The organism is Pseudomonas sp. HD57-3 (assembly GCF_056113135.1).
This window is the reverse complement of the sequence record NZ_CM148568.1, coordinates 1680463-1705756: the sequence shown is the minus strand read 5'-3', so window position 1 is coordinate 1705756 and position 25294 is coordinate 1680463. Positions and strand designations below refer to the sequence as shown.

Sequence of the window (25294 nt, the reverse complement as noted above, 5' to 3'; positions counted from 1 at the left end):
ATGTCAAAATTTTTCATCGACCGTCCGATTTTCGCCTGGGTAATTGCCCTGGTGATCATGCTGGTCGGGGCACTTTCGATCCTGAAACTGCCGATCAACCAGTACCCGAGCATTGCGCCACCGGCCATTGCGATCTCCGTGACCTACCCGGGTGCTTCGGCACAGACGGTTCAGGACACCGTGGTGCAAGTGATCGAGCAGCAGCTCAACGGTATCGACAACCTGCGTTATGTGTCCTCGGAAAGTAACTCCGACGGCAGCATGACCATCACCGCGACCTTCGAGCAAGGCACCAACTCCGACACCGCGCAGGTCCAGGTCCAGAACAAGCTGAACCTGGCCACCCCGCTGCTGCCGCAGGAAGTGCAGCAACAGGGTATCCGCGTGACCAAGGCAGTGAAGAACTTCCTGCTGGTGATCGGTGTGGTGTCGCGTGACGGCAGCATGACCAAGGACGACCTGTCCAACTACATCGTGTCGAACATGCAGGACCCGATCTCGCGGACCGCCGGTGTCGGTGACTTCCAGGTCTTCGGTGCCCAGTACGCGATGCGTATCTGGCTCGACCCGGCCAAGTTGAACAACTTCAACCTGACCCCGGTCGACGTGAAAACCGCGATTGCGGCGCAGAACGTCCAGGTGTCGTCCGGTCAGCTCGGCGGCTTGCCTGCCGTGCAGGGCCAGCAACTGAACGCCACGATCATCGGCAAGACCCGTCTGCAGACCGCCGAGCAGTTCAAAGAGATTCTTCTCAAGGTCAACAAGGACGGCTCGCAGGTTCGCCTGAAAGACGTCGCCGACGTCGGCCTGGGTGGCGAGAACTATGCGATCAGCGCCCAGTTCAACGGCAGCCCGGCTTCCGGTCTGGCGGTAAAACTGGCCAACGGCGCCAACGCTCTCGACACCGCCAAGGCACTGCGCAAGACGATTGACGACCTCAAGCCGTTCTTCCCGCAAGGCATGGAAGTGGTGTTCCCGTACGACACCACGCCGGTGGTGACCGAGTCGATCAAAGGCGTGGTTCACACCCTGGTCGAAGCGATTGCGCTGGTGTTCCTGGTGATGTTCCTGTTCCTGCAGAACTTCCGCGCCACCGTCATCACCACGATGACCGTGCCGGTGGTATTGCTCGGTACGTTCGGCATCCTCGCGGCAGCCGGTTTCAGCATCAACACCCTGACCATGTTCGGCATGGTGCTGGCCATCGGCTTGCTGGTGGACGACGCCATCGTCGTGGTGGAAAACGTCGAGCGGGTGATGAGCGAAGAAGGCTTGTCACCGAAGGAAGCGACCAAGAAATCCATGGGCCAGATCCAGGGCGCCCTGGTTGGTATCGCCCTCGTTCTGTCGGCGGTATTGCTGCCGATGGCGTTCTTCAGCGGCTCCACCGGTGTGATCTACAAGCAGTTCTCGATCACCATCGTGTCGGCCATGGCCTTGTCGGTACTGGTCGCGCTGATCTTCACCCCGGCGCTGTGCGCCACCATGCTCAAGGCGATTCCGCACGGTGAGCACGGCACGCCGAAAAAAGGTTTCTTCGGCTGGTTCAACCGCAACTTCGACCGTGGCGTCAACAGCTACGAGCGCGGTGTCGGCAACATGCTGTCGCGCAAGGCGCCGTATTTGCTGGCCTACCTGCTGATCGTGGTCGGCATGATCTGGCTGTTCACCCGCATTCCGACCGCGTTCCTGCCGGAAGAAGACCAGGGCGTTCTGTTTGCCCAGGTTCAGACGCCAGCCGGTTCCAGTGCCCAGCGCACTCAGGTGGTGGTGGATGAAATGCGTGAATTCCTGCTGCGTCCGACCAAGGACGGCGGTGAAGGTGACGCAGTAGCCTCGGTGTTCACCGTGACCGGCTTCAACTTCGCCGGCCGTGGCCAGAGCTCGGGTATGGCGTTCATCATGCTCAAGCCGTGGGACGAACGTAACGCCGACAACAGCGTGTTCAAACTCGCCGCCCGCGCCCAGCAGCACTTCTTCAGCTTCCGCGATGCGATGGTGTTCGCCTTCGCCCCGCCGGCCGTACTGGAGCTGGGTAACGCCACCGGTTTCGACGTGTTCCTGCAGGACCGCGCCGGTATCGGTCACGAGAAATTGATGGCTGCACGCAACCAGTTCCTCGGCATGGCCGCGCAGAGCAAGGTGCTCACGCAGGTCCGTCCGAACGGTCTGAACGACGAGCCGCAATTCCAGCTGGAAATCGATGACGAGAAGGCCAGTGCCCTGGGCATTACCATCGCCGACATCAACAACACCCTGTCGATTGCGCTGGGCAGTAGCTACGTCAACGACTTCATCGACCGCGGTCGGGTGAAGAAGGTGTACGTGCAGGGCCGGCCAGACTCGCGCATGAGCCCGGAAGACCTGAAGAAGTGGTACGTGCGCAACGCGACCGGCACCATGGTTCCGTTCTCCGCATTCGCCAAGGGCGAGTGGATCTACGGTTCGCCGAAGCTGGCGCGTTACAACGGCGTTGAAGCGGTCGAGATTCTCGGTGCCCCGGCGCCGGGTTATTCCACCGGTGAAGCGATGGCCGAAGTCGAGGCGATTGCCAAGAAACTGCCAGCCGGTGTGGGTATCTCGTGGACCGGTCTGTCGTACGAAGAACGACTGTCCGGCTCGCAGGCTCCGGCGCTGTACGCCCTGTCGCTGCTGATGGTGTTCCTGTGTCTGGCGGCGCTGTATGAAAGCTGGTCGATTCCGATCGCGGTCATGCTCGTGGTACCACTGGGGATCATCGGTGCGCTGATGGCCACCAGCCTGCGCGGTCTGTCGAACGACGTGTACTTCCAGGTGGGTCTGTTGACGACCATTGGTCTGGCGGCTAAAAACGCCATTCTGATCGTCGAGTTCGCCAAGGAACTGCACGAGCAGGGACGCAGTCTGCGCGATGCGGCCATCGAAGCCTGCCGCATGCGTCTGCGACCGATCATCATGACGTCGCTGGCCTTCGTCCTCGGTGTTGTACCGTTGGCTATCTCCACCGGCGCAGGTTCGGGCAGTCAACACGCGATCGGTACCGGCGTGATTGGCGGTATGCTCACCGCAACGATCCTGGCGATTTTCTGGGTTCCACTGTTCTTCGTCACTGTGTCGTCCATGGGTCAGCGCAAAAACGCCGGCAAGGATGACACCATAGAAACTCCTAAAGAGGCTGGCCAATGAGCAAGTCGCTACTCTCCATCGCAGTCGCCGCCTTCGTGCTGAGCGGTTGCTCGCTGATACCGGATTATCAGCAGCCTGAAGCACCGGTGGCCGCGCAATTCCCGCAGGGCCCGGCGTACTCGCCGGCCCAGGCACCGGCGCAGGCCGCTGCCGAGCAGGGCTGGAAGCAGTTTTTCCATGACCCGGCCCTGCAGCAACTGATCCAGGTCGCCCTGGAAAACAACCGCGACCTGCGTGTCGCGGCGCTGAACATCGACGCCTACGCGGCTCAATACCGCATCCAGCGCGCCGACCTGTTCCCGGCCGTGTCGGCCAATGCCAGCGGCAGCCGTCAGCGGGTTCCGGCCCGTGCGTCGCAGACCGGTGAGTCGAGCATCACCAGCTCGTACTCCGCCACCGTCGGCATCAGCGCCTACGAACTCGACCTGTTCGGTCGGGTTCGCAGCCTGAGCGAACAAGCGCTGCAACAATACTTCGCCACCGAAGAAGCGCGCCGCAGCACCCAGATCAGCCTGGTGGCCAGCGTGGCCAACGCCTACCTGACCTGGCAGGCCGACAAGGAACTGCTGAAGCTGACGCAGGACACCCTCGGTGCCTTCGAGGAAAGCTACAAGCTGACCAGCCGCAGCAACGAAGTCGGTGTGGCTTCGGCACTGGACCTGGCGCAGTCGCGTACTTCGGTTGAAAACGCCCGGGCACAACTGGCGCGTTACACCCGCCAGGTTGCCCAGGACGAAAACAGCCTGACCCTGCTGCTCGGCACCGGCGTGCCGGCCAACCTGCAAGCGGCCAAACCGCTGTCGGATGACCTGCTGGCCGACGTGCCGGCCGGTCTGCCGTCGGATCTGCTGCAACGTCGTCCGGACATCCTTCAGGCCGAGTACAACCTGAAGGCCGCCAACGCCAACATCGGCGCGGCCCGTGCAGCGTTCTTCCCGAGCATCAGCCTGACCGCCAATGCGGGCAGCCTGAGCCCGGACCTGTCCGGCCTGTTCAAGGGCGGTTCGGGCACGTGGCTGTTCCAGCCGCAGATCAACCTGCCGATCTTCAACGCCGGCAGCCTGCGCGCCAGCCTCGACTACGCCAAGATCCAGAAGGACATTGGCGTGGCGAACTACGAGAAGTCCATTCAAACGGCCTTCCAGGAAGTCGCCGACGGCCTGGCCGCCCGCCAGACCTACACCGAGCAGTTGCAGGCCCAGCGTGATTTCGTCGCCGCCAACCAGGATTACTACCGCCTGGCCGAGCGTCGCTACCGCATCGGCGTCGACAGCAACCTGACCTTCCTCGATGCCCAGCGTCAGCTGTTCAGCGCGCAACAATCGCTGATCACCGACCGCCTCGCGCAGCTGACCAGTGCGGTCAACCTGTACAAGGCCCTGGGCGGTGGCTGGAATGCGCAGACCGCGCAGAACGAGCCGCTGAAAGAAGAAGCACCGAAGATGAAGCTGTTCTGATCATCCGCTGAACACAAGAAGCCCGCCGATTGGCGGGCTTTTTGTTGCCCGCAAATCTTGCGTTCGATAATCGCCCGAATTCCACTTTCGCCGATTGAATCGCCTCGCCCGCGCCCCGCACCATTCGAGCCACAAAACCAATAACAACAGGTTCGACACCATGCTCCCGCACCCTGCTCCATCCGGCTGATCGCCGCCGCTCGCCCCCTGATCCCATTGAATTTCTGCGCCTCAGAATCGGCCGCAGCGCCCCCGTTCGCCCAAAAAAACAAGAGAGACCCGAGCCCATGACAACGTCCCCTGCGCCCTACGCACTTCCCGGCCTGATCGCCCTCGCCCTGGCCGGCGTCGCGCTGCCCGCTGCGGCTGAAGAAGCCGGTTTCATCGAAGGGGCCAAGGTCAACCTGAACCTGCGCAACTTCTACATCAACCGCAACTTCACCAACCCGACCAAGGCTCAGGGCAAGGCTGAAGAGTGGACGCAGAACTTCATCCTCGACGCCAAGTCCGGTTTCACCCAAGGCACCGTCGGGTTCGGCCTGGATGTGCTGGGGTTGTATTCGGTGAAGCTCGATGGCGGCAAAGGCACCGGCGGCACCCAGGCATTGCCGCTGGATCATGACGGACGCCCGGCGGACACCTTCGGCCGCACCAACGTGGCGTTCAAGGCCAGGCTGTCGCAGACCGAAGTGAAGGTCGGCGAATGGATGCCGGTGCTGCCGATCCTTCGTTCGGACGATGGCCGCTCGCTGCCGCAGACCTTTCGCGGCGGCCAGATCACCTCGAAGGAAATCGACGGCCTGACCCTCTACGGCGGCCAGTTCCGCGCAAACAGTCCGCGTGACGACAGCAGCATGAGCGACATGTCGATGTTCGGCAAAGCGGCGTTCACCTCGGATCGCTTCAACTTTCAGGGCGGCGAATACGTGTTCAACGACAAGCGCACGCAGATCGGCCTGTGGAACGCCGAACTCAAGGACATTTACAGCCAGCAATACGTCAACCTGATCCACAGCCAGCCGCTCGGCGACTGGACCCTGGGTGCCAACCTCGGTTTCTTCTACGGCAAGGACGACGGCAGTGCCCGGGCCGGCGACCTCGACAACAAAACCTGGTCGGGCATGTTCTCCGCGCGATACGGCGGCAACACCTTTTACGTCGGCCTGCAAAAACTCACCGGCGACAGCGCCTGGATGCGGGTCAACGGCACCAGCGGCGGAACGCTCGCCAACGACAGCTACAACTCAAGCTACGACAACGCGCAGGAACGTTCCTGGCAACTGCGCCACGACTACAACTTCGCCGCCCTCGGCGTGCCCGGCCTGACCCTGATGAACCGCTACATCAGCGGCGACAACGTGCACACCGGGACCATCACCGACGGCAAGGAATGGGGCCGCGAATCGGAACTGGGCTACACCGTGCAAAGCGGTGCGCTCAAGGACCTGAACGTCAGGTGGCGCAACTCGACCATGCGTCGTGACTTCAGCAACAACGAGTTCGACGAAAACCGCCTGATCGTCAGCTACCCGATCAGCCTGCTCTAGGGCTCTGCACCATCCGTCAGGATTAATGGCACGGCGCCAGCCGACGCGTAGAGTGGATCCACCTGAAGGACTCAGGTGCTCCACCCTCTTCGCTTCCGTTATCTGTGGATGTCGGTCCCCAAGACTTGGCCAGGTTGTCATCGGAAGACCCTGCTGATCACCGGAGGACGACCTCATGATCACCCGACTCAACCCCGCTCCCGTCGACAAAGACTGGAATGCCAGGGCGTACGAACAGTTTTCCCGTCTCAGGCAACAACCGGTCGATGAACTGCTCGGCCGCGTCGAGCTGGACAATCCTCAACGCATTTATGACCTCGGTTGCGGCACCGGGATTGCCACGAAGGTTCTGGCCAATCGCTGGCCGCAGGCAAATCTCAAAGGCATCGACAGTTCGAAAGACATGCTTCAGGTCGCCCGTTGTCTGCCGATCAAGGCGCGCTGGCAACACGCCGAACTGCAGCACTGGAAACCCCGCAAGCCAGCCGACCTGTTGTTCGCCGCGGCCGTGCTGCATTTCATCGATGACCATCGAGCGCTATTGCCGGGACTGCTTCGCCACCTCAACCCCGGTGGCTGCCTGGCCGCACACATGCCGGACTGGCGCGATGCGCTGTGGTATCGGCTGATGCTCGACACCCTCGACGACGCCGGCCCCTGCGGTCGCCCCATCGGCACTGCGCAGTTGCGCCAGCGCATGGCGGCGCGGCCGTTGTTGCCGCTGGAGGATTACTACCGATTGCTCGCGCCGCTGACGCAGTCGCTGGATATCTGGGAAACCGAGCAGTTGCAGGTGGTCGACGGCAAGTCGCCGGTTTATGACTGGGTAAAAGTGTCGGCGCTGCGGCCGGTGATGCAGGGACTGACGTCAGAGGAACAGGCGCGCTTCATTTATCACTACCTGATGCGGGTGCATGCGCATTATCCGCAGGAGGAAAACGGCCATACGCTGTTTGCGTTCAAGCGGATTTTCATTGTCGCCAAGGTGTGATGTTCAAAGGATCGCAGCCTTCCATAGGCTGCGATTCTTCGAACTCGACGATTACTCGCGTGATTCGGTACCCAGCTCATCCCACACCGATTCGGCCAGATGAAACGTCGCATTCGCCGCCGGAATCCCGCAGTAGATCGCGCTCTGCATGATCACTTCCTTGATCTCGCCACGGCTCACGCCATTGTTCGCCGCCGCCCGCAAATGCAACTTGAGTTCGCCCTCGCGGTTCATGCCGATCAGCATGGCGATGGTGATCAGGCTGCGGGTGTGGCGTGGCAGGCCCGGGCGGGTCCAGATGTCGCCCCAGGCGTGACGGGTGATCATCTCCTGGAATTCCGAGTTGAACTCGGTCAACGTGGTCAGGCTGCGATCGACGTGAGCGTCGCCGAGCACCGCGCGGCGCACTTGCATGCCGTCGTCGTAACGTTGTTTCTCGTCCACGGAAATCCCCTCAATCGGCCAGCAAAAAGGTCAGCACGCGGTCGCTGAACGCGTCGCCGGCCTGAACGTTGGAAAGGTGCGCCGCATAGAACTCGGCGTACTCGGCGCCGCGCACATGCTCCTGAATGAAATGCCCGCCGGACGGTGGCGTCACCGCATCTTCGGTACCGGCGATCACCAGCAGCGGCGCCTTGATCGACGACAACTGCTCGCGGAAATCCGCATCGCGCACCGCCGCGCAGTTGGCGGCATAACCTTCAGGATTGGTCGCGGCCAGCATGTCGGTAATCTGCTTGGCGGCTGCCGGATTGGCGGCAGAAAAGTCCGGGGTAAACCAGCGGGCAATCGATGCATCGCGCAACGCGACCATCGCCGCCGGGCCGTCGCGCAGCACGGTTTCGATACGCGGATTCCACACCGACGGATCGCCGATTTTCGCCGCCGTGTTGCAGACGATCAGTTTGTTCAGACGCTGGCCGGCGTTGATCCCCAGCCACTGGCCAATCAGGCCGCCCATCGACAGACCGCAGAAATTCGCACGTTCGATGTGCAGCGCATCCAGCAGCGCCAGCACGTCGCGACCCAGTTGCTCGATGCTGTAAGGGCCCGGCGTCACCAGCGACTGGCCGTGCCCGCGAGTATCAAAGCGCAGCACGCGAAAATGTTCGGTGAAGGCCGGCATCTGCACGTCCCACATGTGCAGGTCGGTGCCCAGCGAGTTCGACAGCACCAGCACCGGCGCATCGACCGGGCCTTCCAATGAGTAATGCAGTTCGCCATCGGCGAGTTGAACGAAAGCCACAGCCCTCTCCTTTCAGTCAGACAATGCGTTGTGTTCGGCCACCGCACGCTCGACCCAGACCTGCGCCTGACCGAGGTAATGGGCGGGATCGAGCAGATGATCCAGTTCGGTTGCGCTCAGTTCGGCGGTCACCTGCGGTTCGTCACCGAGGACCGCTCGCAGATGGCGCTGTTCGGCCACCGCTCGTTTGCAGCATTGCTCGAGCAGATGATGCGCGGTGTCGCGGCCGACCCGTTGCGCGAGCACGATGCTCACCGCTTCGGCCAGCACCAGACCTTGAGTCAGTTCCAGGTTGCGGGCCATGCGCGCGGCATCGACCTCCAGACCGTTGGCCAGCAGCCGCGCCTGTTGCAGCGCGCCCGACACCAGGCAGCAGATCTCCGGCAGGGTTTCCCATTCGGCGTGCCACAAACCAAGGCTGCGTTCATGTTCCTGGGGCATGGCGCTGAACAGCGTCGAGACCAGCCCCGGCACACGGGTCGCCGCGCCGATCAACACCGCCGCGCCTACCGGATTGCGCTTGTGCGGCATGGTCGAGGAACCGCCCTTGCCCGGCGCCGATGGCTCGAACACTTCCGCCGCTTCGGTCTGCATCAACAGGCTGATGTCGCGGCCGAATTTGCCGAGGCTGCCGGCGATCAACCCGAGTACCGCGCCGAATTCAACAATGCGATCACGCTGGGTGTGCCACGGTTGTTCCGGCAGGGTCAGTTGCAGTTCTTCGGCCAGTGCATGGGCGATCGGCAATGCCTGTTCGCCAAGTGCCGCGAGGGTGCCGGACGCACCGCCGAATTGCAGCACCAGCAGTCGCGGCTTGAGCTCGCGCAGACGCTGACGGCTGCGAGTGATCGCGCCGAGCCAACCGGCGATTTTCATCCCTAGGGTGACCGGGGTCGCATGTTGCAGCCAGGTTCTTCCCGCCAGCGGTGTGGCGGCGTGGCGCTGCGCCTGAATGGCAAGGGAGTCGGCCAGTTGCACCAGCTCCCCTTCAATCAATTCCAGCGCCTGACGCAATTGCAGCACCAGCCCGGAATCCATCACGTCCTGGCTGGTAGCGCCCAGATGCACGTAGCGCTCGGCTTCGGCATCAGTTGCGGCGATCTGTTTGCCCAACGCCTTGACCAGCGGAATCGCCGAATTGCCGGCCGTGGCAATCGCCTCGCCCAGCGCTGCGAAATCGAACAGCCCGGCGCGGCAGGCGTTTTCAATCGACGCCACAGCACCCGCCGGAATCAACCCGACCCGCGCTTCGGCCCGGGCCAGCGCCGCTTCGAAGTCGAGCATCGCCTGCACCCGTCCCTGATCGCAGAACACGTCGCGCATATCGCGGGCAGTAAAGTAGGCATCGAACAATTGATTGCCCGGTCGCTGAGTCATAAACAGTCCTTGCCGGCGCGGGCCGGTGTGGCCCGCGCGCATCGGTTTTAAAGGTCGTGGTGCAAATACTTCGCTTCTTTGGGCAGGCGCAGGCTGAACAGGAACGCCACAGCCATCATGATCGTGACATACCAGTAGAACGCGTTTTCCATCCCGCCGGCCTTGAGGCTCAGCGCGACGTATTCTGCCGAACCGCCGAAGATCGCGTTGGCCACCGCATAGGCCAGACCGACCCCGAGGGCGCGGACTTCCGGCGGGAACATCTCGGCTTTCACCAGACCGCTGATCGAGGTGTAGAAACTGACGATCGCCAGCGCCACGGTGATCAGCACGAAAGCCAGGAACGGGCTGCCAACACTTTTCAGGCTGAGCAGGATCGGCACCGTAAACAACGTGCCGAGGCCGCCGAACCAGAGCATCGAGTTACGCCGGCCGATCTTGTCGGCGAGCATGCCGAACAGCGGCTGCATGCACATGTACAGGAACAGCGCGCCGGTCATGATGTAGCTGGCGGTCTTGGCGTGCATGCCGGCGGTGTTCACCAGGTACTTCTGCATATACGTGGTGAAGGTGTAGAAAATCAGCGAGCCGCCGGCGGTGTAGCCGAGCACGGTGATGAACGCAGCCTTGTGATCGCGGAACAGTGCACGGATGCTGCCGGCGTCCTTGTTCTCGCGCATTTCCTTGCTGGTGGTTTCTTTCAGCGAGCGGCGCAGGAACAGCGAAATCAGCGCAGCGGCCGCGCCGACCACGAACGGAATCCGCCAGCCGTAGGCACGCAATTCTTCTTCAGAGAGGAACTGTTGCAGGATCACCACCAGCAGCACCGCCAGCAGTTGCCCGCCGATCAGCGTCACGTACTGGAACGAGGCGAAGAACCCGCGCTGGCCCTTGAGCGCGACTTCACTCATGTAGGTCGCGGTGGTGCCGTACTCACCGCCCACCGACAGGCCTTGCAGCAAGCGCGCGAACAACAGCAGCAGCGGCGCCCAGACGCCGATGTCCTTGTAGGTCGGCAGACAGGCGATCAGCAACGAACCGAAGCACATCATCAGGATCGAGATCAGCATCGAGTTCTTGCGCCCGTGCTTGTCCGCGACCCGGCCGAAAATCCAGCCGCCGATCGGTCGCATCAGGAACCCGGCGGCGAAGACGCCTGCCGTGTTGACCAACTGCACCGTGGGGTTGTCGGAGGGGAAAAACGCCGGGGCGAAATAGATCGCGCAGAAGGCGTAGACGTAGAAGTCGAACCATTCGACGAGGTTGCCGGACGACGCGCCGACAATGGCGAAGATGCGCTTGCTGCGCTCCTCGCCGGTGTAATGGGAGGTGGTGGTTGTCATTGTTTTTCACTCGATAGGGACAGTGAGAGTCTAGACATACTTTGCAACAGTCCCGTTCCACATCCTGTACTGACCGTTCCCACGCAAACGCATTCGGCGCCTCGACGTTGATCGTTCCCACGCTCTGCGTGGGAATGCCGCCATGGACGCTCCGCGTCCACTGTGACGCGGAGCGTCACGGGATGCATTCCCACGCGGAGCGTGGGAACGATCATTCTCAGTAATCGAAGAACACGGTCTCCGCATCAGTGCCCTGCAGGATCACATTCCACTGATAAACCCCCGCCGCATCCGGCTTGGCCAGCAACGTGGTGCGGCGCTCGGCCGGTACGCATTCGAGCAGCGGGTCATTGACGTTCGCCGGATCGCCTTCGAAGTAGATCCGCGTCAGCAAGTGCTTCACCAGACCGCGCGCGAACACCAGCACCACCAAGTGCGGCGCCTGGGTCGAGCCCTTCAGGCCTTCGACCGTGCCCGGCTTGATGGTGGTGAAACGGAAGCGCCCTTCGGCGTCCACCGGCACTCGGCCAAAGCCTTCGAAATTCGGGTCGAGCGGTTTGGCCTGCTCATCCTCCGGGTGATCGTATTTGCCGGCGGCGTTGGCCTGCCAAACTTCGAGCATGGCGTCGTTGACGACATCACCGTTGCCATCCACCACTTGCCCGCTGATCGCCACGCGCTGGCCGAGGGTCAGTTCGTTGGCGAGGTTTTCACGGTTCAGCCAGGTCAGGCCGATGTGGTAATACGGCCCGACGGTGTGGGACGTGGTCGCAGTCAGGGTCATCTCATTTCTCCATCGGCGTGGCTTCGCGGCCGCGCAGCACGATGTCCCAGCGATAAGCGAGGGCGTAGGACGGAATGGTTTTTTCCAGATCGAAAGCGGCGATCAGGCGTTCCTTGGCCGAGGTATCCGGCACGCAGTTGTAGATCGGGTCGTACGGCAGCAGCGGGTCGCCCGGGAAATACATCTGTGTGACCAGACGCGTCAGGATGCTCGGCCCGAACAGCGAGAAATGCACGTGGGCCGGGCGCCAGGCGTTGTGGTGGTTGCCCCACGGATAAGCGCCGGGCTTGATGGTCTGGAACTGATACCAGCCGTCGGCGTCGGTCACGGTGCGGCCGGTGCCGGTGAAATTCGGGTCCAGCGGTGCGTCGTGCAGGTCGCGGGCGTGGTTGTAGCGACCGGCGGCGTTGGCCTGCCAGATCTCCACCAGAATCCCCGGCACCGGCAGACCGTCTTCGTCGAGCACACGCCCGTGAATGATGATCCGCTCGCCGAGCGGCTCACCCTGATGCTGGGCGGTCAGATCGTTATCGGTGTCGGCCACACGCTCGGCACCGATGGTCGGGCCGGTGATTTCCGACAGCGAGTGCGGCAGGAACACCAACGGCTTGGACGGCGAGCGCAGATTGGTGGATTGATAATTCGGGTGCAGGTACGGCGGCTGGGTGCCTTCCTGCGGGCGGCGGTAACCAGGCTTGTCAGTCATTTCGCTTTCCTCTGTTCTTGTTCGTCACGGCTTGCGTCAGACGCGTTCGATGGCCAGGGCCAGACCCTGGCCGACACCGACGCACATGGTCGCCAGACCTTTCTTGCCACCGGTCTTTTCCAGCTGATGCAGGGCGGTCAGCACCAAACGAGCGCCGCTCATGCCCAGCGGGTGACCCAAGGCGATCGCGCCGCCGTTCGGGTTGACCTGGGCCGCGTCGTCCGCCAGTCCCAGCTCGCGCAACACCGCCAGACCCTGGCTGGCAAACGCTTCGTTGAGTTCGATCACATCGAAATCGCTGACCGCCACGCCGAGGCGCTCGGTGAGTTTGCGCACCGCCGGCACCGGGCCGATGCCCATCACCCGTGGCGCGACCCCGGCACTGGCCATGCCCAGCACTTTGACGCGGGCAGTCAAACCGTGTTTTTTCACCGCTTCGGCCGAGGCCAGAATCAGCGCGGCGGCACCGTCGTTGACGCCCGAAGCGTTGCCGGCGGTGACGGTCTTGTCCGGGCCGTTGACCGGTTTCAATTTGGTCAGGGCTTCAAGCGTGGTGTCGGCGCGTGGGTGTTCGTCCTGGCTGACCACGGTTTCGCCCTTCTTGTGGGCGATCCGCACTTCGACGATTTCCTCGGCGAAGTAGCCGGCAGCCTGCGCAGCGGCAGTACGTTGCTGACTGCGCAGGGCGAAAGCGTCCTGGTCCTCGCGGGAAATTTCGTAATCGTCGGCGACGTTGTCGGCGGTCTGCGGCATCGCGTCGACGCCGTACTGGGCCTTCATCAACGGGTTGATGAAACGCCAGCCGATGGTGGTGTCTTCCAGCTTCATGTTGCGCGAGAACGCCGCATCCGCCTTGCCCATCACGAACGGCGCGCGGGACATCGACTCGACGCCGCCGGCAATCGCCAGCTCCATTTCGCCGCTGGCAATGGCGCGGAACGCCGTGCCGATGGCGTCCATGCCCGACGCGCAGAGGCGATTGAGGGTGACGCCCGGAACGCTCTCCGGCAGACCGGCCAGCAACAGCGCCATGCGCGCGACGTTGCGGTTGTCTTCGCCGGCCTGGTTGGCGCAGCCGAGGAATACTTCGTCGATGGCGCTCCAGTCCACCGACGGGTTGCGTTCCATCAGGGCCTTGATCGGCACAGCGGCCAGATCATCGGCGCGAACCGCAGCCAGACCGCCACCAAAACGGCCGATGGGGGTACGAATCGCATCGCAGATATAAACGTCGCGCATCATGCTTCTCCCGGTGCCTGGCCGTGAGCCGCTGCGGTGCGGGCTTCGAGATCGCGCAGGGCGGTCAGCTCGACTTCGGTCGGTTCGGCGGTGGTGGCCACACTGTCGGCAAAACGGATCGCCCAACCGGTGGCGGCGACCACTTGCTCGCGGGTCACGCCAGGGTGCAGTGCGGTGACCACGAATTCGTGGGTGCCCTCTTCCGGCTCCATGATGCACAGGTCAGTGATGATCCCGACCGGCCCGGCGCCCGGCAGGCCCAGACGTTTGCGCGAATCGCCGCCCTCGCCATGACCGACCGAGGTGATGAAATCGAGTTTGTCGACAAACGAACGTGCCGACTGTTTAAGGATGATCAGCACGCTTTTTGCGGAACCGGCAATTTCCGGCGCGCCACCGGCACCCGGCAGACGCACTTTCGGCTGGTGATAGTCGCCGACCACGGTGGTGTTGATGTTGCCGAAACGGTCGACCTGCGCTGCGCCGAGGAAACCGACGTCGATGCGCCCGCCCTGCAGCCAGTAGCGAAAAATCTCACCGGTCGGTACGACGGTGTCAGCGGTTTCCGCTAGTTCGCCATCACCGATAGACAGTGGCAATACGCTGGGTTTGGCGCCGATCGGGCCCGACTCGTAGATCAGCACCACGTCCGGCGACGAGGTCAGGCGCGCCAGGTTGGCGGCTTTCGACGGCAGGCCGATGCCGACGAAGCACACCGAGCCGTTCTTCAGGCGACGGGCCGCGGCGACGGTCATCATTTCATTGGTGGTGTAAGTCATTACTTGGCCTCCGAAGCAGCGGCCAACTTGGCCTGGAACTCGCTGAAGTCAGCGCAGCCATGGATGTATTCGTTGATCCACGCGGTAAACGTCTCACGGTCGCGGGCGATCGGATCCCACGCCTGATAGAAGCGATTGTCACGCTCGGTGTAACCGTGGGCGTAGGACGGATGCGCGCCACCGGGTACGTGGCAGACCGCGCTCAAGGCCCAGGTCGGCAGCACGCAGGCGTTCATCGGGGCGTTGAGGTTGTCGACAATTTCTTCGACGGTGACGATGCAACGCTTGGCGGCCAGTGCGGCTTCTTTCTGCACACCGAGGATGCCCCACAGCAGCACGTTGCCTTGACGGTCGGCCTTCTGGGCGTGGATCACGGTCACGTCCGGACGCACCGACGGCACCGCCGCCAGCACTTCGCCGGTGAACGGGCACGTTACGGATTTGATCAGCGGGTTGACCTTCGGCAGGTCGGAGCCGGCGTAGGCTCGCAGCACCGCGAACGGTAGGCCGGAGGCACCGGCGACGTAGGCGTTGGCCAGGTCGGCGTGACTGTGTTCTTCGATTTCCAGCGCATGCGGCCATTGCTTCTCGACCGCGTCGCGCAGACGGTGCAGCGAACCCACGCCAGGGTTGCCGCCCCAGGAGAAGATCAGCTTGCGTGCACAGCCGGCGCCGATCAGTTGGTCGTAGATCAGGTCAGGCGTCATCCGCACCAGGGTCAGATCTTTCTTGCCCTGACGAATGATTTCATGACCCGCCGCCGTAGGGATCAGGTGAGTGAAGCCTTCGAGCGCGACGGTGTCACCGTCGTTGACGAATTGCTTCACCGCGTCGTGCAGCGAAAGGATCTCAGCCATGGAGCGGGCTCCTGTTTTTGTAATGAATCGCCAGTGATAAAAAGGCGCGAGGTTCTGCGCCGGAGTCACTGAAGATTAAGCCGCTGATTTTCGCCAAACAATCCGATAATCGACTGAGTGTTCGTTTATCGAACAGATTGTTATCTGCCTATCGTTCCGTCACTGATCGTTCCCACGCTCTGCGTGGGAATGCCGCCCGGGACGCTCCGCGTCCCTTCCGGAGCCGAGCGCGGAGCATTCTCTGCGGCCAGTTCGACGTGGGAACGATCCTGCAATGAAACTCAGGTCGCGTCCGCGTGACTGACCAGCCCCTTGATCACCACCGCTGCCGTGGCCAGGCCCGCCGGAATCACCAGCGCCGTCAGCACCTGTTCGAAATTCCAGCCCAACCCCAACAGCGTCGCACCCATCCACGCCCCGAGAATCGCGCCAAACCGGCCGATCCCGAGCATCCACGACACACCGGTCGCCCGGCCCTGCGTCGGATAAAACCGCGCCGCCAGTGACGGCATCGCCGATTGCGCGCCGTTGACGCACATGCCCGCCACCAGCACCAGCGTCGCCAGCAGCGTGATGTTGCCCAGGCTCTGCCCCACGGCGTAGGCAAACACCCCGGCCAGCAGGTAGAAAATGCCGATGACCTTGTGCGGATTGAACCGGTCCATCGCCCAGCCTACGCCCACCGCGCTCAACACCCCGCCGAACTGGAACAGCGCGCCAATAAATGCCGCCTGCTCCATGCTCGCGCCACTGTCGCGCATCAGGGTCGGCAGCCAACTGGTCAGCAGGTAAACGATCACCAGGCCCATGAAGTAGGTCAGCCACAGCAGCAACGTGCCGACGCTGTAGGTGCCGGAGAAAATCACCGCGAACACGTTGCGCGCTTTTACGGTTTTCTGTTCCGGCACGCTGAAACTCGCGGCCTGAGCGACGGTGGCAGGATCAATGGGCGCGAGGGTCTTGCGCACTTTGTCGGTGCCGCGATTGCGCACCACCAGATAACGCGCCGATTCCGGCAGCCAGAGCAGCAACACCACGGTGAGGATCAGCGGCAGGATCCCGCCGATCAGCAACAGGCTGTGCCAGCCGAATGCCGGAATCAGCTTGGCCGAGATGAATCCGCCGCCGGCCATGCCGAGATTGAAGCCGCAGAACATGCTGGTCACCAGAAGCGATTTTTTGCGCTCCGGGGTGTATTCCGACAGCAGCGTGGTGGCGTTCGGCATGCCGGCGCCCAGCCCTAGACCGGTGAGGAAACGCAGCACCAGCAACTGATCGACATTGGTGGCGTAGGCCGACGCCAAGCTGAAAGCACCGAACAGAAAAACCGCGCCGACCAGTACGACTTTTCGCCCGAAGCGGTCAGCCAGAGGACCGGAGCCCAAGGCACCGAAAACCATGCCGATCAGCGCAGCACTCATCACCGGGCCGAGGCTGGCGCGGTCGATGCCCCAGTCCTGGGACAGGGCCGGCGCGATAAAACCCATGGCCGCGGTGTCGAGGCCATCGAGGAACACAATCAGGAAACACAGAATCACGACACGCCACTGATAGCGCGAGATAGGTTGGGCGTTGATGAAGGACTGCACGTCGAGGCAGTGACCCACAGCGGACTGAGGCTGGTTCATTATTTTTATTCCACGCAAGAAAACGCAGTCGAACGGCGGCCGGCCAGAGAGCGGCACGGTCACAACTATATAAGGAAGGAATCAGGTGTTGCGCTAATACCGGCAACAGGAACGGGAGCGGCGACAGTCGGGGAACGTGCGCATGGGAAGTTGCCTCTTGTCATTATTATGGGAGTCGACAATCCGGCGGGCTCATTCACATTCGCGCCGGATGACGCTGCCGCGACATTAATGATCCGGGGGTTTTAGCGTCAATTCGATAAACGCAACTCTGTGCGTTTATCGAACAGCTTCATCAGGCAAACAATTGCGCGCTGAGGTCGCGACTGGCGCTTAACAGGCCCGGCAGAAAGCGCTGCTCCAGCTCGGTGCGGCTGACGCGACCGGCGTGGGTGCTGACGTTGAGCGCGGCCACTACCTGGCCGGAAGCATCGTAGACCGGCACGGCAATCGAACGCAGGCCTTGCTCCAGTTCCTGATCGACGATGCACCAGCCCTGCTGCCGCACTTCCTGCAAGCATTCGAGCAAGGCGTCGGGGGTGTGGATGGTGCGGCTGGTCTTGGCGACCAGTTCGGCGTGGTCGAGGTATTCGCGCAGCGAGGTGTCGTCCAGCGCGGCCAGAAGAATCCGCCCCATGGACGTGCAATACGCCGGCAAACGCCCGCCCACCGAGAGGTCCACCGAAATCAGCCGCTGAGTGGTGGCCGAGCGGGCGATGTAGAGAATGTCGTCGCCTTCCAGCGTGGCCATGTTGCAGGCCTCGTGCAGTTGTTCGCTCATGCGGTCGAGGTACGGCTGGGCGGAGACCGCCAGCGGCGTCGAAGACAGATAGGCGTGACCGAGGGTCAGCACTTTGGGCAGAAGCGAATAAGTGCGCCCGTCGGTGGTGGCGTAGCCGAGCTTGATCAGCGTGTGCAGGCAACGGCGCACGGCGGCGCGGGGAATTTCCGTGCGATGGCTGATCTGGGCGATGGTCAGGTGGCGCTTGCGCTCCTGAAACGCCTGCACCACCGCCAGGCCACGGGCCAGGGAGGTCATGAAATCCGGATCACCGGTCAGGGCCTGGATACGCTTGGCCGGCGAAGCGACGATCGGCGGCGCTACCGAGGTGAAGGAATTGCGCATTTGATCGTTCATGTCAGGTCCTTTTTTTCTTGTTCGGATCAACGGCTATACAAGCGGCTCGCCGGCGGATACACAAGCGACAGACCGCCAACACCGGGCGATTATCGAACCGTCGACCGATAATCGCAATCGCCCTGGCCTCCTCGACCGGGCTGCGCAGGCCGGATTTGAACTTGGAACGCCGGTGCGGTTTAAGCGCCTTAGTTGTTCGACTAAATGGCGCCAGAAACCAAACACTGCGCAACAACGATGCAACTATTGATGAAAGTTGCACGTCACAAAACAATCACACATCCGGAACCGTTTTTAACTTGGCAAAGATAGTCAATCCCGATTCGGCCGCTATAATGCACCTCAGTGACACCGCGCTTTTATTTGCCGACGGTGCCACCCGCTGGCGCGATGTCCATCGCCGCCGGCCCCGGCCAGCGCCTGATGCTCATTACTCATGCACCGCCAGCGCGCTCGCTGAAACAGGAAACTGATGCTGCGTCAGTTTTAATCTGGTGCCGTAGCCGCCTGCAACATGGAAGTCCTGACCGTCTTCCCGACAACACCGCTGCCTGTCCGGGCGAGCGCTTGTTGGTGAACCGGTTAAATGATTCGTTGCAGTGCGTTCACCAGACATTTATCTCAACTCATACAGGTAGCACTGTGACGAAAGACGAACTGCGCGCGGAACTTGAGCGCCAGGAACAACGTTACAAGGAAGTTTACGGCGGGGAAGTCACCACCTACGCCGCCCAGCCCGAACCAGAACGTAAAGCCTGGCGTAAACGCCCTACCGTTCAGGATCAGGTCTTTCAGCAAGAACTGAAAAAAATGGAAGAGGAACTCAAAGCCGAAGAGCCGTGATGCCTTCCTTTGAGACTTTCGAGGGTAAGCGTACTCACCGGGCTACAAGCACGGTGGACTGACGATGCCTTGCGCGCCCGCTACCCGCGGGCAGCGGCCAACTCCCCTGTATTGCACAGGTCTGGAGCATGTCAGACGCGTTTCTCAGATATTTCATACAAGTTTCAGCCCCCTCCCGACAACCGGCCAATTCGCCGGCGCATCGCATTTTTTTCAATTGAATCAACACCTTGCAAAACCCTGCAAAAAGCTTGGGTAATGCACCTTGATACAAATTAATTTGGCGAAGAAGCTTACCGATGAGCAGGTAGGGGATCGATTTCCAGTCTTTTCTGGCATAATCGCGCCCCCTTATGACCGGGTCAGAAAACCTTCATGATCGATTTATTCAGCGGACTGGATGCCTGGGTGCTTGTGAGCCTCCTGCTCGCCCTGACATTTGTCCTCGCCTTCGAGTTCATCAATGGATTTCATGACACCGCTAACGCGGTAGCCACTGTTATCTACACCAAAGCGATGCCGCCTCACCTGGCGGTGTTCTTCTCGGGCGTGTTCAACTTCCTCGGCGTACTGCTGGGCGGCGTTGGCGTGGCGTATGCCATCGTGCACCTGCTGCCGGTAGAACTGTTGATCAACGTAAACACCGGCCATGGTCTGGCAATGGTGTTCTCGCTGCTCGCCGCCGCGATCGCCTGGAACCTGGGCACCTGGTACTTCGGTATCCCGGCCTCCAGCTCCCACACGCTGATCGGTTCGATCCTCGGTGTCGGCCTGGCCAACGCCCTGATCAACGAAATTCCACTGGCTGACGGCGTCAACTGGCAGAAAGCGATCGATATCGGCGCCTCGCTGGTGTTCTCGCCGATGGCCGGCTTCCTGATCGCCGCGCTGGTGCTGATCGGCCTGAAGTGGTGGCGCCCGCTGTCAAAGATGCACAAGACGCCGGAACAGCGCCGCAAGATCGACGACAAGAAGCACCCACCGTTCTGGAACCGCCTGGTCCTGGTGATCTCGGCCATGGCCGTGAGCTTCGTGCACGGCTCCAACGACGGCCAGAAAGGTATCGGCCTGATCATGCTGGTACTGATCGGTATCGTGCCTGCGCAGTTCGTACTCGACCTGAACAGCACCACCTACCAGATCGAACGTACTCGCGATGCGACCCTGCACCTGAGCCAGTTCTACAAGCGCAACGCCGACACCCTGGGCGAATTCCTGGCCCTGGGCAAAAGCGTGGAAGGCGACCTGCCGGAGAAATTCCGTTGCAACCCGCAACAGACCGAACCGACCATCGCCGCCCTGCTCGACACCCTCAAAGGTGTAGCGGACTACCACTCGCTGTCCTCGGAAAGCCGTATCGAAGTGCGTCGCTACCTGCTCTGCCTGGACGACACCGCGAAGAAAGTCAGCAAACTGCCAGGTCTCGCCCCGCGTGAGAAGGCTGACCTGGACAAACTGCGCAAAGACCTGACCACCACCACCGAATACGCCCCGTTCTGGGTAATTCTGGCGGTCGCCCTGGCCCTGGGCCTGGGCACCATGGTTGGTTGGAAACGCGTGGTACTGACCATCGGCGAGAAGATCGGCAAACAAGGCATGACCTACTCGCAAGGCATGTCGGCCCAAATCACCACCGCCAGCCTGATCGGCATGGCCAACATCTTCAGCCTGCCGGTTTCCACCACCCACGTCCTCTCCTCGGGCGTAGCCGGCACCATGGTCGCCAACAAAAGCGGCCTGCAAGGCGGCACGGTGAAAACCATCCTGCTGGCCTGGGTCCTGACCCTGCCAGCCACCGTGGCCCTGTCGGCCGGCCTGTTCTGGCTGGCGTCGAAGGCGCTGGGTAGCTGATAGACCGCTGAAATGAAAAAGGCGTGATTCGAAAGGATCACGCCTTTTTTGTTGCCTTCAGAAATGGGACGCAGAGCGTCCCGGGCTGCATTCCCACGCGGAGCGTGGGAACGATCAAGCAAAAGCAGTCCGCATTCGCTTTTCGCCTCTCACCACTCAAAACGATGAGCGTTAGCTCGAGTACCGCTCTTGACGTGCCGGCCCCATCGGAAGGCTGAGTGGAGGGATTTATCCGGGGGTGGGCGCGTAGCGCCGTTCGACGAAGTCGAACACATCGAGAGGAGGTGCAGCGAAGCAAACCGTAGGCGATGCCCCCGGATGAATCCCGGAACGAAGGAACGCCGAGCCACAGCGAGGCGCCGAACGCAGGGGCCCAGCCCTTTGGTTACTTTGGGGCGTTTGCCAAAGGGACTCGCCGTAAGGGCGAAACCGCCAGCGGCAGCACCCGAAGAAACGGATATTCACACAAATCGAACCACAACATGATCGGCCCAGAGGCCGCCAAGTAGACAAAAAAAAGGGCAACCGAAGTTGCCCAAAATGCCTTGCGTGCTCATCAAACCCGGAAGAATCAAGGCTTCTTGCGCTTATTCGCATCCTTCCAGATAAAAAATCCAAACCCTGCAAAAAACAGAACCATCAGCCCCACAGTCAGGACCCCGGCAAACACCACGTTATCGAAAAACATGACTGGCCTCCTGGCCCCTGCTCTGCTGCGATGGAACTAAGTTAACCAATCAGGCAGGCGCAGGAATTGACCGGGATCAATGCCGGTCACCATGGGGAGGAAAGGAAGGGAAATAACTGACCTGCATCAACGGATGCAGGGGAGATCAACGCTTTTTCGGTTTGTTTTTCGGCTTTTTCTTCGGTTTACCCAACGGCATGGCCTGCTCGAAAGCCTGGCGTACTTCATTCAGGCGCTTCTCGTTGAGGTCATGAACCCGCTTGGCGCGTTCGGTGTTGAGGTCGATCAGCTTGTCGTCTTGGCTCATGGCGTTCGGTGCATCGCTTGGACTGAATCACAACTGCCGGATCACCGACAGGACTGCGCCAATAATGCGGCCTGACGCAGGCGCTGACCAGCCACAGGCCTAAACGCTCTACAACAATTCATGTACCGCCCACCGGATTTGCCAGCACAATCGGCGCCTCGCCCTGAACCCGAAGGATCTGCGCCGTGCCCCTGCATCAGGATCTGCCACCGCTGATGGCCTTGCGCGCCTTTGAGGCCGTGGCCCGCCATTTGAGTTTCATCAAGGCTGCCGATGAGCTGTCGGTGACCCAAAGCGCGATCAGCCATCAGGTGCACAAACTCGAAGAATTCCTCGATCAACGACTGTTCGTGCGCCGCACCCGGGCGATCGATCTGACACCCGCCGGCGAACAATACTACCGGCAGATCGAACCGGCCCTTGCCGCGATTGCCGCCGCCACCCACGACCTGCGCGGCGAGCGCCCCACCACCCTGCGCATCGGTCTGCTCGCCTCTTTCGCCACTTTATGGCTGGCGCCGCGTCTGGTGGATTTCAACGCGAAATACCCGAACATCCATGTCGAGCTGCTGCCCGCCGTGCAACTGGCCGATGTCGACGCCGGCGAGGTGGATCTGGCGATCCGCTACGGCAAGGGCGGTTGGCCGAAAGTCCACGCCCGCCGGTTCATGGGCGAAACCCTGACGCCAGTCTGCAGCCCGGCCTTCAAGGCCAAAGGCGTGGCCAACGGGCCGTTGCTGATGGCCAAGTCGCACCAGCCGTTCGAATGGATCGACTGGCAGCAACACAGCGGCATCGATCTGGCTCATGTGCCCAGCGTCATGCTGCACGACTACAACATCGTCGTCGAAGCGGCCGTCGCCGGTCAGGGCATTGCCATGGGTCGCCAGCGAATGATCGAACGGCGGATCAAGGAAGGCGCGCTGGTGCCGGCCTTCGACACGCCGCCAATGCTCGGCGAGATCGGCTATTGGCTGGTCACCCCGCAACGCCCGCAAACTCCGGCGGCGCAGAGTTTCTGCGAATGGCTGGAGGAAACCGCGAACGCATGAATTTTTTGGATGCGTCGGATTAAATCTATCCGTTTGTCGACCTTCGCACTCACCAACATGCTGAAGCCCTCACTCAGGAGGACTTCCCATGACCGATTCCCTCAGCCAACGCGTTCAACAACTCGGCCTGCGCCTGCCCGAACCGAGCCAGCCGATCGCCAATTACGTCAACCATGTGGTCAGCCAGAATCAGCTGTTCATCTCCGGGCAGATTCCATTGCTCGACGGCAAACCTGCGTTCATCAGGCAATTGGGCGAAGCGATCTCCGACGAAGAAGGGGCCAACGCCGCTGAACTGGCTGCCTTGGGCCTGCTCGCCCAGTTGAGCCATGCACTGGGCGATGACCTGTCGAAACTGGTGCGCATCCTGCGCCTCGGGGTTTTCGTGGCCGCCACACCGGACTTCAAGGCTCAGGGCGCCGTCGCCAACGGCGCCTCGAACCTGCTGGTCAACGCCCTTGGCGACAAAGGCCGGCACGTGCGCACCGCGGTCGGCGTGTCGAGCCTGCCGGCCGGCGTCGCGGTGGAAATCGACGCGATCTTCGAGCTCAAACCGTGAACATTGACGACATCTTGCGCCTGCGCGCCGCCACACCCGGCTGCGCTCAGGTGATCCACTTCAATCACGCTGGCGCCTCGTTGCCGAGTCAGGCGACCCTCGACGCGGTGATCGAACAGTTGCAACGCGAAGCACTCGGCGGGCCGATGGAAGTGGCGGACAACCGGGTACAGGAACGCGCGCGCAACGCGGCCGCCGCCCTGCTCAACGCCCAGCCCGAAGACATCGCCTTCGCCAGCAGCGGCTCGACGGCCTGGAGCCAGGCGTTCAACGCGCTGGGGCCGTGGCAGCCCGGCGAGCGGATTCTGGTAGGGCGCCATGAATGGGCCGGCAATCTGGCGTGCATGGCCGAAGCGGTGAAGGCCGGCGCGCGGCTCGAAGTGATTCCTTGTGACGCCCATGGCGCGGTCGACCCGCAAGCCCTGGCGCAGATGATCGACGGCCAAGTGCGGCTGATCGCCCTGACCTGGCTGCCGGCCAACGGCGGCCTGATCAACCCCGCCGCGCAGATCGGCAATGTCACGCGGCGCCACGGCATCCCTTATTTCATCGACGCCGGCCAGGCACTGGGACAGTTGCCCTGCGATGTTCAGGCCTTGCAGTGCGACGTGCTCAAGGGTGCGGGTCGCAAGTTCCTGCGCGGACCGCGCGGCACGGCGTTGATGTACATCCGGCCGCAATTTCTGCAACGGCTGCTCCCCGTGCAGCGCGATGTTTTGTCGGCGCCGTGGGACGGCAAGCGCTTTACCCTGCGTGATGACGCGCGCCGCTTTGAAACCAGTGAAGTGTCGTTGGCCCTGCTGGCCGGTCTGGCCAATGCGCTGGAGGAGTACAACCGCCTCGGCGCAATACCCATCCGCCGGCGCATCGAACAACTGAGCAGCGGATTGCGCCAACGCCTGAAGGCGATTCCCGGCCTGACGGTGCGGGATCTCGGAACGGCCAATCAACAATCCGGGCTGATCGCCTTCACGCTCGAAGGCTGGGACAGCGTGGCACTGAAGCAGACTTTGGCCGAGCGGCGAATCAACATCGGCGCCAATGGCGTGGCCTACACGCCGCTGGACATGCAGGCGCGCAGGCTGACGAATATTGCGCGGGTGGCGGTGAGCTACTTGAACACGCAAGAAGAGATCGACGTGTTGCTGGAAAACCTGACGGAGCTGGCCGTCCGGCCTCAGATTTCGATGTCGACCCAAAGCCCCTGACGCGGCTGATCTTCCATCAGCGGCGCCACCGGCACGGTGTTGTCGGCATTCAGTTCGGTGCCGGGCACGGCGAGGTGTGCTTCCGGGTCGTCGTCGGCTTCTCGGCGCCGGCGATCGCGTTCCTGCTGGCGGCGCTGCTCTTCGCGCAGCAGATAGCCGTCCTCTTCCGGGTCGCGCTTTTGCAGGTCGATGGTGCTTTCGTTGGAGCTTTCCTGCACCGGCACCACAGGGGGAATATCCGGTCGCTGGCGGATCGGATCCTGCTGGGAGGTGATCGGCACGGCGCTCAGGGGGAGCATCGGTGGCAGCATATGAAGGGTCTCCTGTCAGCAGGTTATCGGCGGCGCCAGGGGTGCCTTGAGCCATCGGTCGCAAACTTGTGACCGGTTTGGCACTCAAGGGTGCCGCAACATCCCGTAAAACCGATGCATGACCTAATCTTCCCTGCAATTGGCCGATTGCGGTTAAAAGCCGGGCCGAGGCTCCTTATCCTTTGGCCTCGGGCCCTCATTCCGTTAAGATAGCCCGC

At 62.0% G+C, this 25294-nt stretch carries 23 protein-coding genes; 9 read left to right on the top strand and 14 right to left on the bottom strand.

The window, feature by feature from the left end:
- The 4 genes from emhB to AC0R79_RS07640 all read left to right on the top strand — a co-directional run bounded on the left by emhB (position 1) and on the right by AC0R79_RS07640 (position 7160).
- Positions 1-3165 (top strand): efflux RND transporter permease subunit EmhB, encoded by a 3165-nt coding sequence (gene emhB / locus AC0R79_RS07655; RefSeq protein WP_474733942.1) that lies wholly within the window; start codon positions 1-3, stop codon positions 3163-3165.
- A complete protein-coding gene (gene emhC, locus AC0R79_RS07650) occupies positions 3162-4622 on the top strand; it encodes an efflux RND transporter outer membrane subunit EmhC (RefSeq protein ID WP_102718199.1) in 1461 nt (486 codons plus the stop codon). The genes emhB and emhC overlap by 4 nt, the downstream gene beginning before the upstream one ends.
- 287 nt (positions 4623-4909) lie before the next feature.
- Complete coding sequence (locus AC0R79_RS07645) at positions 4910-6169, top strand: OprD family porin (RefSeq protein ID WP_127797152.1); 1260 nt, start codon at positions 4910-4912, stop codon at positions 6167-6169.
- Positions 6170-6344: 175 nt separating this feature from the next.
- Positions 6345-7160 carry a methyltransferase domain-containing protein gene (locus AC0R79_RS07640; protein WP_474733939.1) on the top strand — a complete coding sequence of 272 codons (816 nt, stop codon included), beginning with the start codon at positions 6345-6347 and terminating at the stop codon, positions 7158-7160.
- Positions 7161-7211: 51 nt separating this feature from the next.
- Here the strand turns inward: AC0R79_RS07640 and pcaC are convergent, their stop codons facing one another.
- The 11 genes from pcaC to pcaR form a co-directional block, all read right to left on the bottom strand.
- Entirely contained in the window at positions 7212-7604 is a 393-nt protein-coding gene (gene pcaC / locus AC0R79_RS07635) for a 4-carboxymuconolactone decarboxylase (RefSeq protein WP_011332825.1), read from the bottom strand.
- A 10-nt stretch (positions 7605-7614) separates the two neighbouring features.
- The gene (gene pcaD / locus AC0R79_RS07630; protein WP_375745802.1) at positions 7615-8406 is read right to left on the bottom strand and encodes a 3-oxoadipate enol-lactonase; all 792 of its coding nucleotides are present in this window, start codon (positions 8404-8406) and stop codon (positions 7615-7617) included.
- 12 nt (positions 8407-8418) lie between these two features.
- Complete coding sequence (locus AC0R79_RS07625; protein WP_474733937.1) at positions 8419-9783, bottom strand: 3-carboxy-cis,cis-muconate cycloisomerase; 1365 nt, start codon at positions 9781-9783, stop codon at positions 8419-8421.
- A gap of 47 nt (positions 9784-9830) precedes the next feature.
- The gene (locus tag AC0R79_RS07620; protein WP_085647856.1) at positions 9831-11126 is read right to left on the bottom strand and encodes an MFS family transporter; all 1296 of its coding nucleotides are present in this window, start codon (positions 11124-11126) and stop codon (positions 9831-9833) included.
- Between the two features lie 217 nt (positions 11127-11343).
- Positions 11344-11910, bottom strand: coding sequence for a protocatechuate 3,4-dioxygenase subunit alpha (pcaG, locus tag AC0R79_RS07615; RefSeq protein WP_007957832.1), 567 nt, complete (start codon positions 11908-11910; stop codon positions 11344-11346).
- 1 nt (position 11911) lies between these two features.
- Positions 11912-12616 carry a protocatechuate 3,4-dioxygenase subunit beta gene (pcaH, locus tag AC0R79_RS07610; protein WP_007957831.1) on the bottom strand — a complete coding sequence of 235 codons (705 nt, stop codon included), beginning with the start codon at positions 12614-12616 and terminating at the stop codon, positions 11912-11914.
- A gap of 36 nt (positions 12617-12652) precedes the next feature.
- On the bottom strand, positions 12653-13858 hold the full coding sequence (gene pcaF, locus AC0R79_RS07605; protein WP_474733934.1) for a 3-oxoadipyl-CoA thiolase: 1206 nt from the start codon (positions 13856-13858) through the stop codon (positions 12653-12655).
- Positions 13855-14634: a CoA-transferase subunit beta gene (locus tag AC0R79_RS07600; protein ID WP_007957829.1), complete on the bottom strand. Its 780-nt coding sequence runs from the start codon at positions 14632-14634 to the stop codon at positions 13855-13857. Before AC0R79_RS07600 ends, pcaF begins: the two co-directional genes overlap by 4 nt.
- Positions 14634-15491, bottom strand: coding sequence for a CoA transferase subunit A (locus AC0R79_RS07595; RefSeq protein ID WP_003222404.1), 858 nt, complete (start codon positions 15489-15491; stop codon positions 14634-14636). Before AC0R79_RS07595 ends, AC0R79_RS07600 begins: the two co-directional genes overlap by 1 nt.
- A 281-nt stretch (positions 15492-15772) precedes the next feature.
- A complete protein-coding gene (gene pcaK / locus AC0R79_RS07590) occupies positions 15773-17119 on the bottom strand; it encodes a 4-hydroxybenzoate transporter PcaK (RefSeq protein ID WP_007957828.1) in 1347 nt (448 codons plus the stop codon).
- Between the two features lie 295 nt (positions 17120-17414).
- On the bottom strand, positions 17415-18257 hold the full coding sequence (pcaR, locus tag AC0R79_RS07585) for a pca regulon transcriptional regulator PcaR (RefSeq protein WP_007917109.1): 843 nt from the start codon (positions 18255-18257) through the stop codon (positions 17415-17417).
- A 642-nt stretch (positions 18258-18899) separates the two neighbouring features.
- On the opposite strand from pcaR, the gene AC0R79_RS07580 reads away from it, so the two are divergent.
- A complete protein-coding gene (locus AC0R79_RS07580) occupies positions 18900-19100 on the top strand; it encodes a hypothetical protein (protein ID WP_007957826.1) in 201 nt (66 codons plus the stop codon).
- 375 nt (positions 19101-19475) lie between these two features.
- Positions 19476-20951 (top strand): inorganic phosphate transporter, encoded by a 1476-nt coding sequence (locus AC0R79_RS07575; protein ID WP_007957824.1) that lies wholly within the window; start codon positions 19476-19478, stop codon positions 20949-20951.
- 571 nt (positions 20952-21522) lie between these two features.
- Here AC0R79_RS07575 and ccoM read toward each other — a convergent pair.
- Positions 21523-21639, bottom strand: a complete 117-nt coding sequence (gene ccoM, locus AC0R79_RS07570; RefSeq protein WP_007959205.1) for a cytochrome c oxidase subunit CcoM — start codon at positions 21637-21639, stop codon at positions 21523-21525.
- Positions 21640-21784: 145 nt separating this feature from the next.
- Positions 21785-21946 carry a hypothetical protein gene (locus tag AC0R79_RS07565; protein ID WP_007959203.1) on the bottom strand — a complete coding sequence of 54 codons (162 nt, stop codon included), beginning with the start codon at positions 21944-21946 and terminating at the stop codon, positions 21785-21787.
- Between the two features lie 185 nt (positions 21947-22131).
- On the opposite strand from AC0R79_RS07565, the gene AC0R79_RS07560 reads away from it, so the two are divergent.
- The 3 genes from AC0R79_RS07560 to AC0R79_RS07550 all read left to right on the top strand — a co-directional run bounded on the left by AC0R79_RS07560 (position 22132) and on the right by AC0R79_RS07550 (position 24765).
- Positions 22132-22998 carry a LysR substrate-binding domain-containing protein gene (locus AC0R79_RS07560; protein WP_127797144.1) on the top strand — a complete coding sequence of 289 codons (867 nt, stop codon included), beginning with the start codon at positions 22132-22134 and terminating at the stop codon, positions 22996-22998.
- A gap of 88 nt (positions 22999-23086) precedes the next feature.
- Complete coding sequence (locus tag AC0R79_RS07555) at positions 23087-23557, top strand: RidA family protein (RefSeq protein ID WP_474733930.1); 471 nt, start codon at positions 23087-23089, stop codon at positions 23555-23557.
- Positions 23554-24765: an aminotransferase class V-fold PLP-dependent enzyme gene (locus tag AC0R79_RS07550; protein ID WP_474733928.1), complete on the top strand. Its 1212-nt coding sequence runs from the start codon at positions 23554-23556 to the stop codon at positions 24763-24765. The genes AC0R79_RS07555 and AC0R79_RS07550 overlap by 4 nt, the downstream gene beginning before the upstream one ends.
- On the opposite strand, the gene AC0R79_RS07545 is transcribed toward AC0R79_RS07550, so the two are convergent.
- Positions 24735-25076 (bottom strand): hypothetical protein, encoded by a 342-nt coding sequence (locus tag AC0R79_RS07545; RefSeq protein WP_007959194.1) that lies wholly within the window; start codon positions 25074-25076, stop codon positions 24735-24737. The two genes, AC0R79_RS07550 and AC0R79_RS07545, sit on opposite strands and share 31 nt — an antisense overlap.
- Between the last annotated feature and the right edge of the window lie 218 nt (positions 25077-25294).

Bases quoted from the DNA above. Each gene is read 5' to 3' on its own strand.
- emhB (WP_474733942.1), top strand. From the start codon at position 1: ATGTCAAAATTTTTCATCGACCGTCCGATTTTCGCCTGGGTAATTGCC.
- emhC (WP_102718199.1), top strand. From the start codon at position 3,162: ATGAGCAAGTCGCTACTCTCCATCGCAGTCGCCGCCTTCGTGCTGAGC.
- AC0R79_RS07645 (WP_127797152.1), top strand. From the start codon at position 4,910: ATGACAACGTCCCCTGCGCCCTACGCACTTCCCGGCCTGATCGCCCTC.
- AC0R79_RS07640 (WP_474733939.1), top strand. From the start codon at position 6,345: ATGATCACCCGACTCAACCCCGCTCCCGTCGACAAAGACTGGAATGCC.
- AC0R79_RS07625 (WP_474733937.1), bottom strand. From the start codon at position 9,783: ATGACTCAGCGACCGGGCAATCAATTGTTCGATGCCTACTTTACTGCC.
- AC0R79_RS07620 (WP_085647856.1), bottom strand. From the start codon at position 11,126: ATGACAACCACCACCTCCCATTACACCGGCGAGGAGCGCAGCAAGCGC.
- pcaG (WP_007957832.1), bottom strand. From the start codon at position 11,910: ATGACCCTGACTGCGACCACGTCCCACACCGTCGGGCCGTATTACCAC.
- pcaH (WP_007957831.1), bottom strand. From the start codon at position 12,616: ATGACTGACAAGCCTGGTTACCGCCGCCCGCAGGAAGGCACCCAGCCG.
- pcaF (WP_474733934.1), bottom strand. From the start codon at position 13,858: ATGATGCGCGACGTTTATATCTGCGATGCGATTCGTACCCCCATCGGC.
- AC0R79_RS07600 (WP_007957829.1), bottom strand. From the start codon at position 14,634: ATGACTTACACCACCAATGAAATGATGACCGTCGCCGCGGCCCGTCGC.
- AC0R79_RS07595 (WP_003222404.1), bottom strand. From the start codon at position 15,491: ATGGCTGAGATCCTTTCGCTGCACGACGCGGTGAAGCAATTCGTCAAC.
- pcaK (WP_007957828.1), bottom strand. From the start codon at position 17,119: ATGAACCAGCCTCAGTCCGCTGTGGGTCACTGCCTCGACGTGCAGTCC.
- pcaR (WP_007917109.1), bottom strand. From the start codon at position 18,257: ATGAACGATCAAATGCGCAATTCCTTCACCTCGGTAGCGCCGCCGATC.
- AC0R79_RS07575 (WP_007957824.1), top strand. From the start codon at position 19,476: ATGATCGATTTATTCAGCGGACTGGATGCCTGGGTGCTTGTGAGCCTC.
- ccoM (WP_007959205.1), bottom strand. From the start codon at position 21,639: ATGTTTTTCGATAACGTGGTGTTTGCCGGGGTCCTGACTGTGGGGCTG.
- AC0R79_RS07565 (WP_007959203.1), bottom strand. From the start codon at position 21,946: ATGAGCCAAGACGACAAGCTGATCGACCTCAACACCGAACGCGCCAAG.
- AC0R79_RS07555 (WP_474733930.1), top strand. From the start codon at position 23,087: ATGACCGATTCCCTCAGCCAACGCGTTCAACAACTCGGCCTGCGCCTG.
- AC0R79_RS07545 (WP_007959194.1), bottom strand. From the start codon at position 25,076: ATGCTGCCACCGATGCTCCCCCTGAGCGCCGTGCCGATCACCTCCCAG.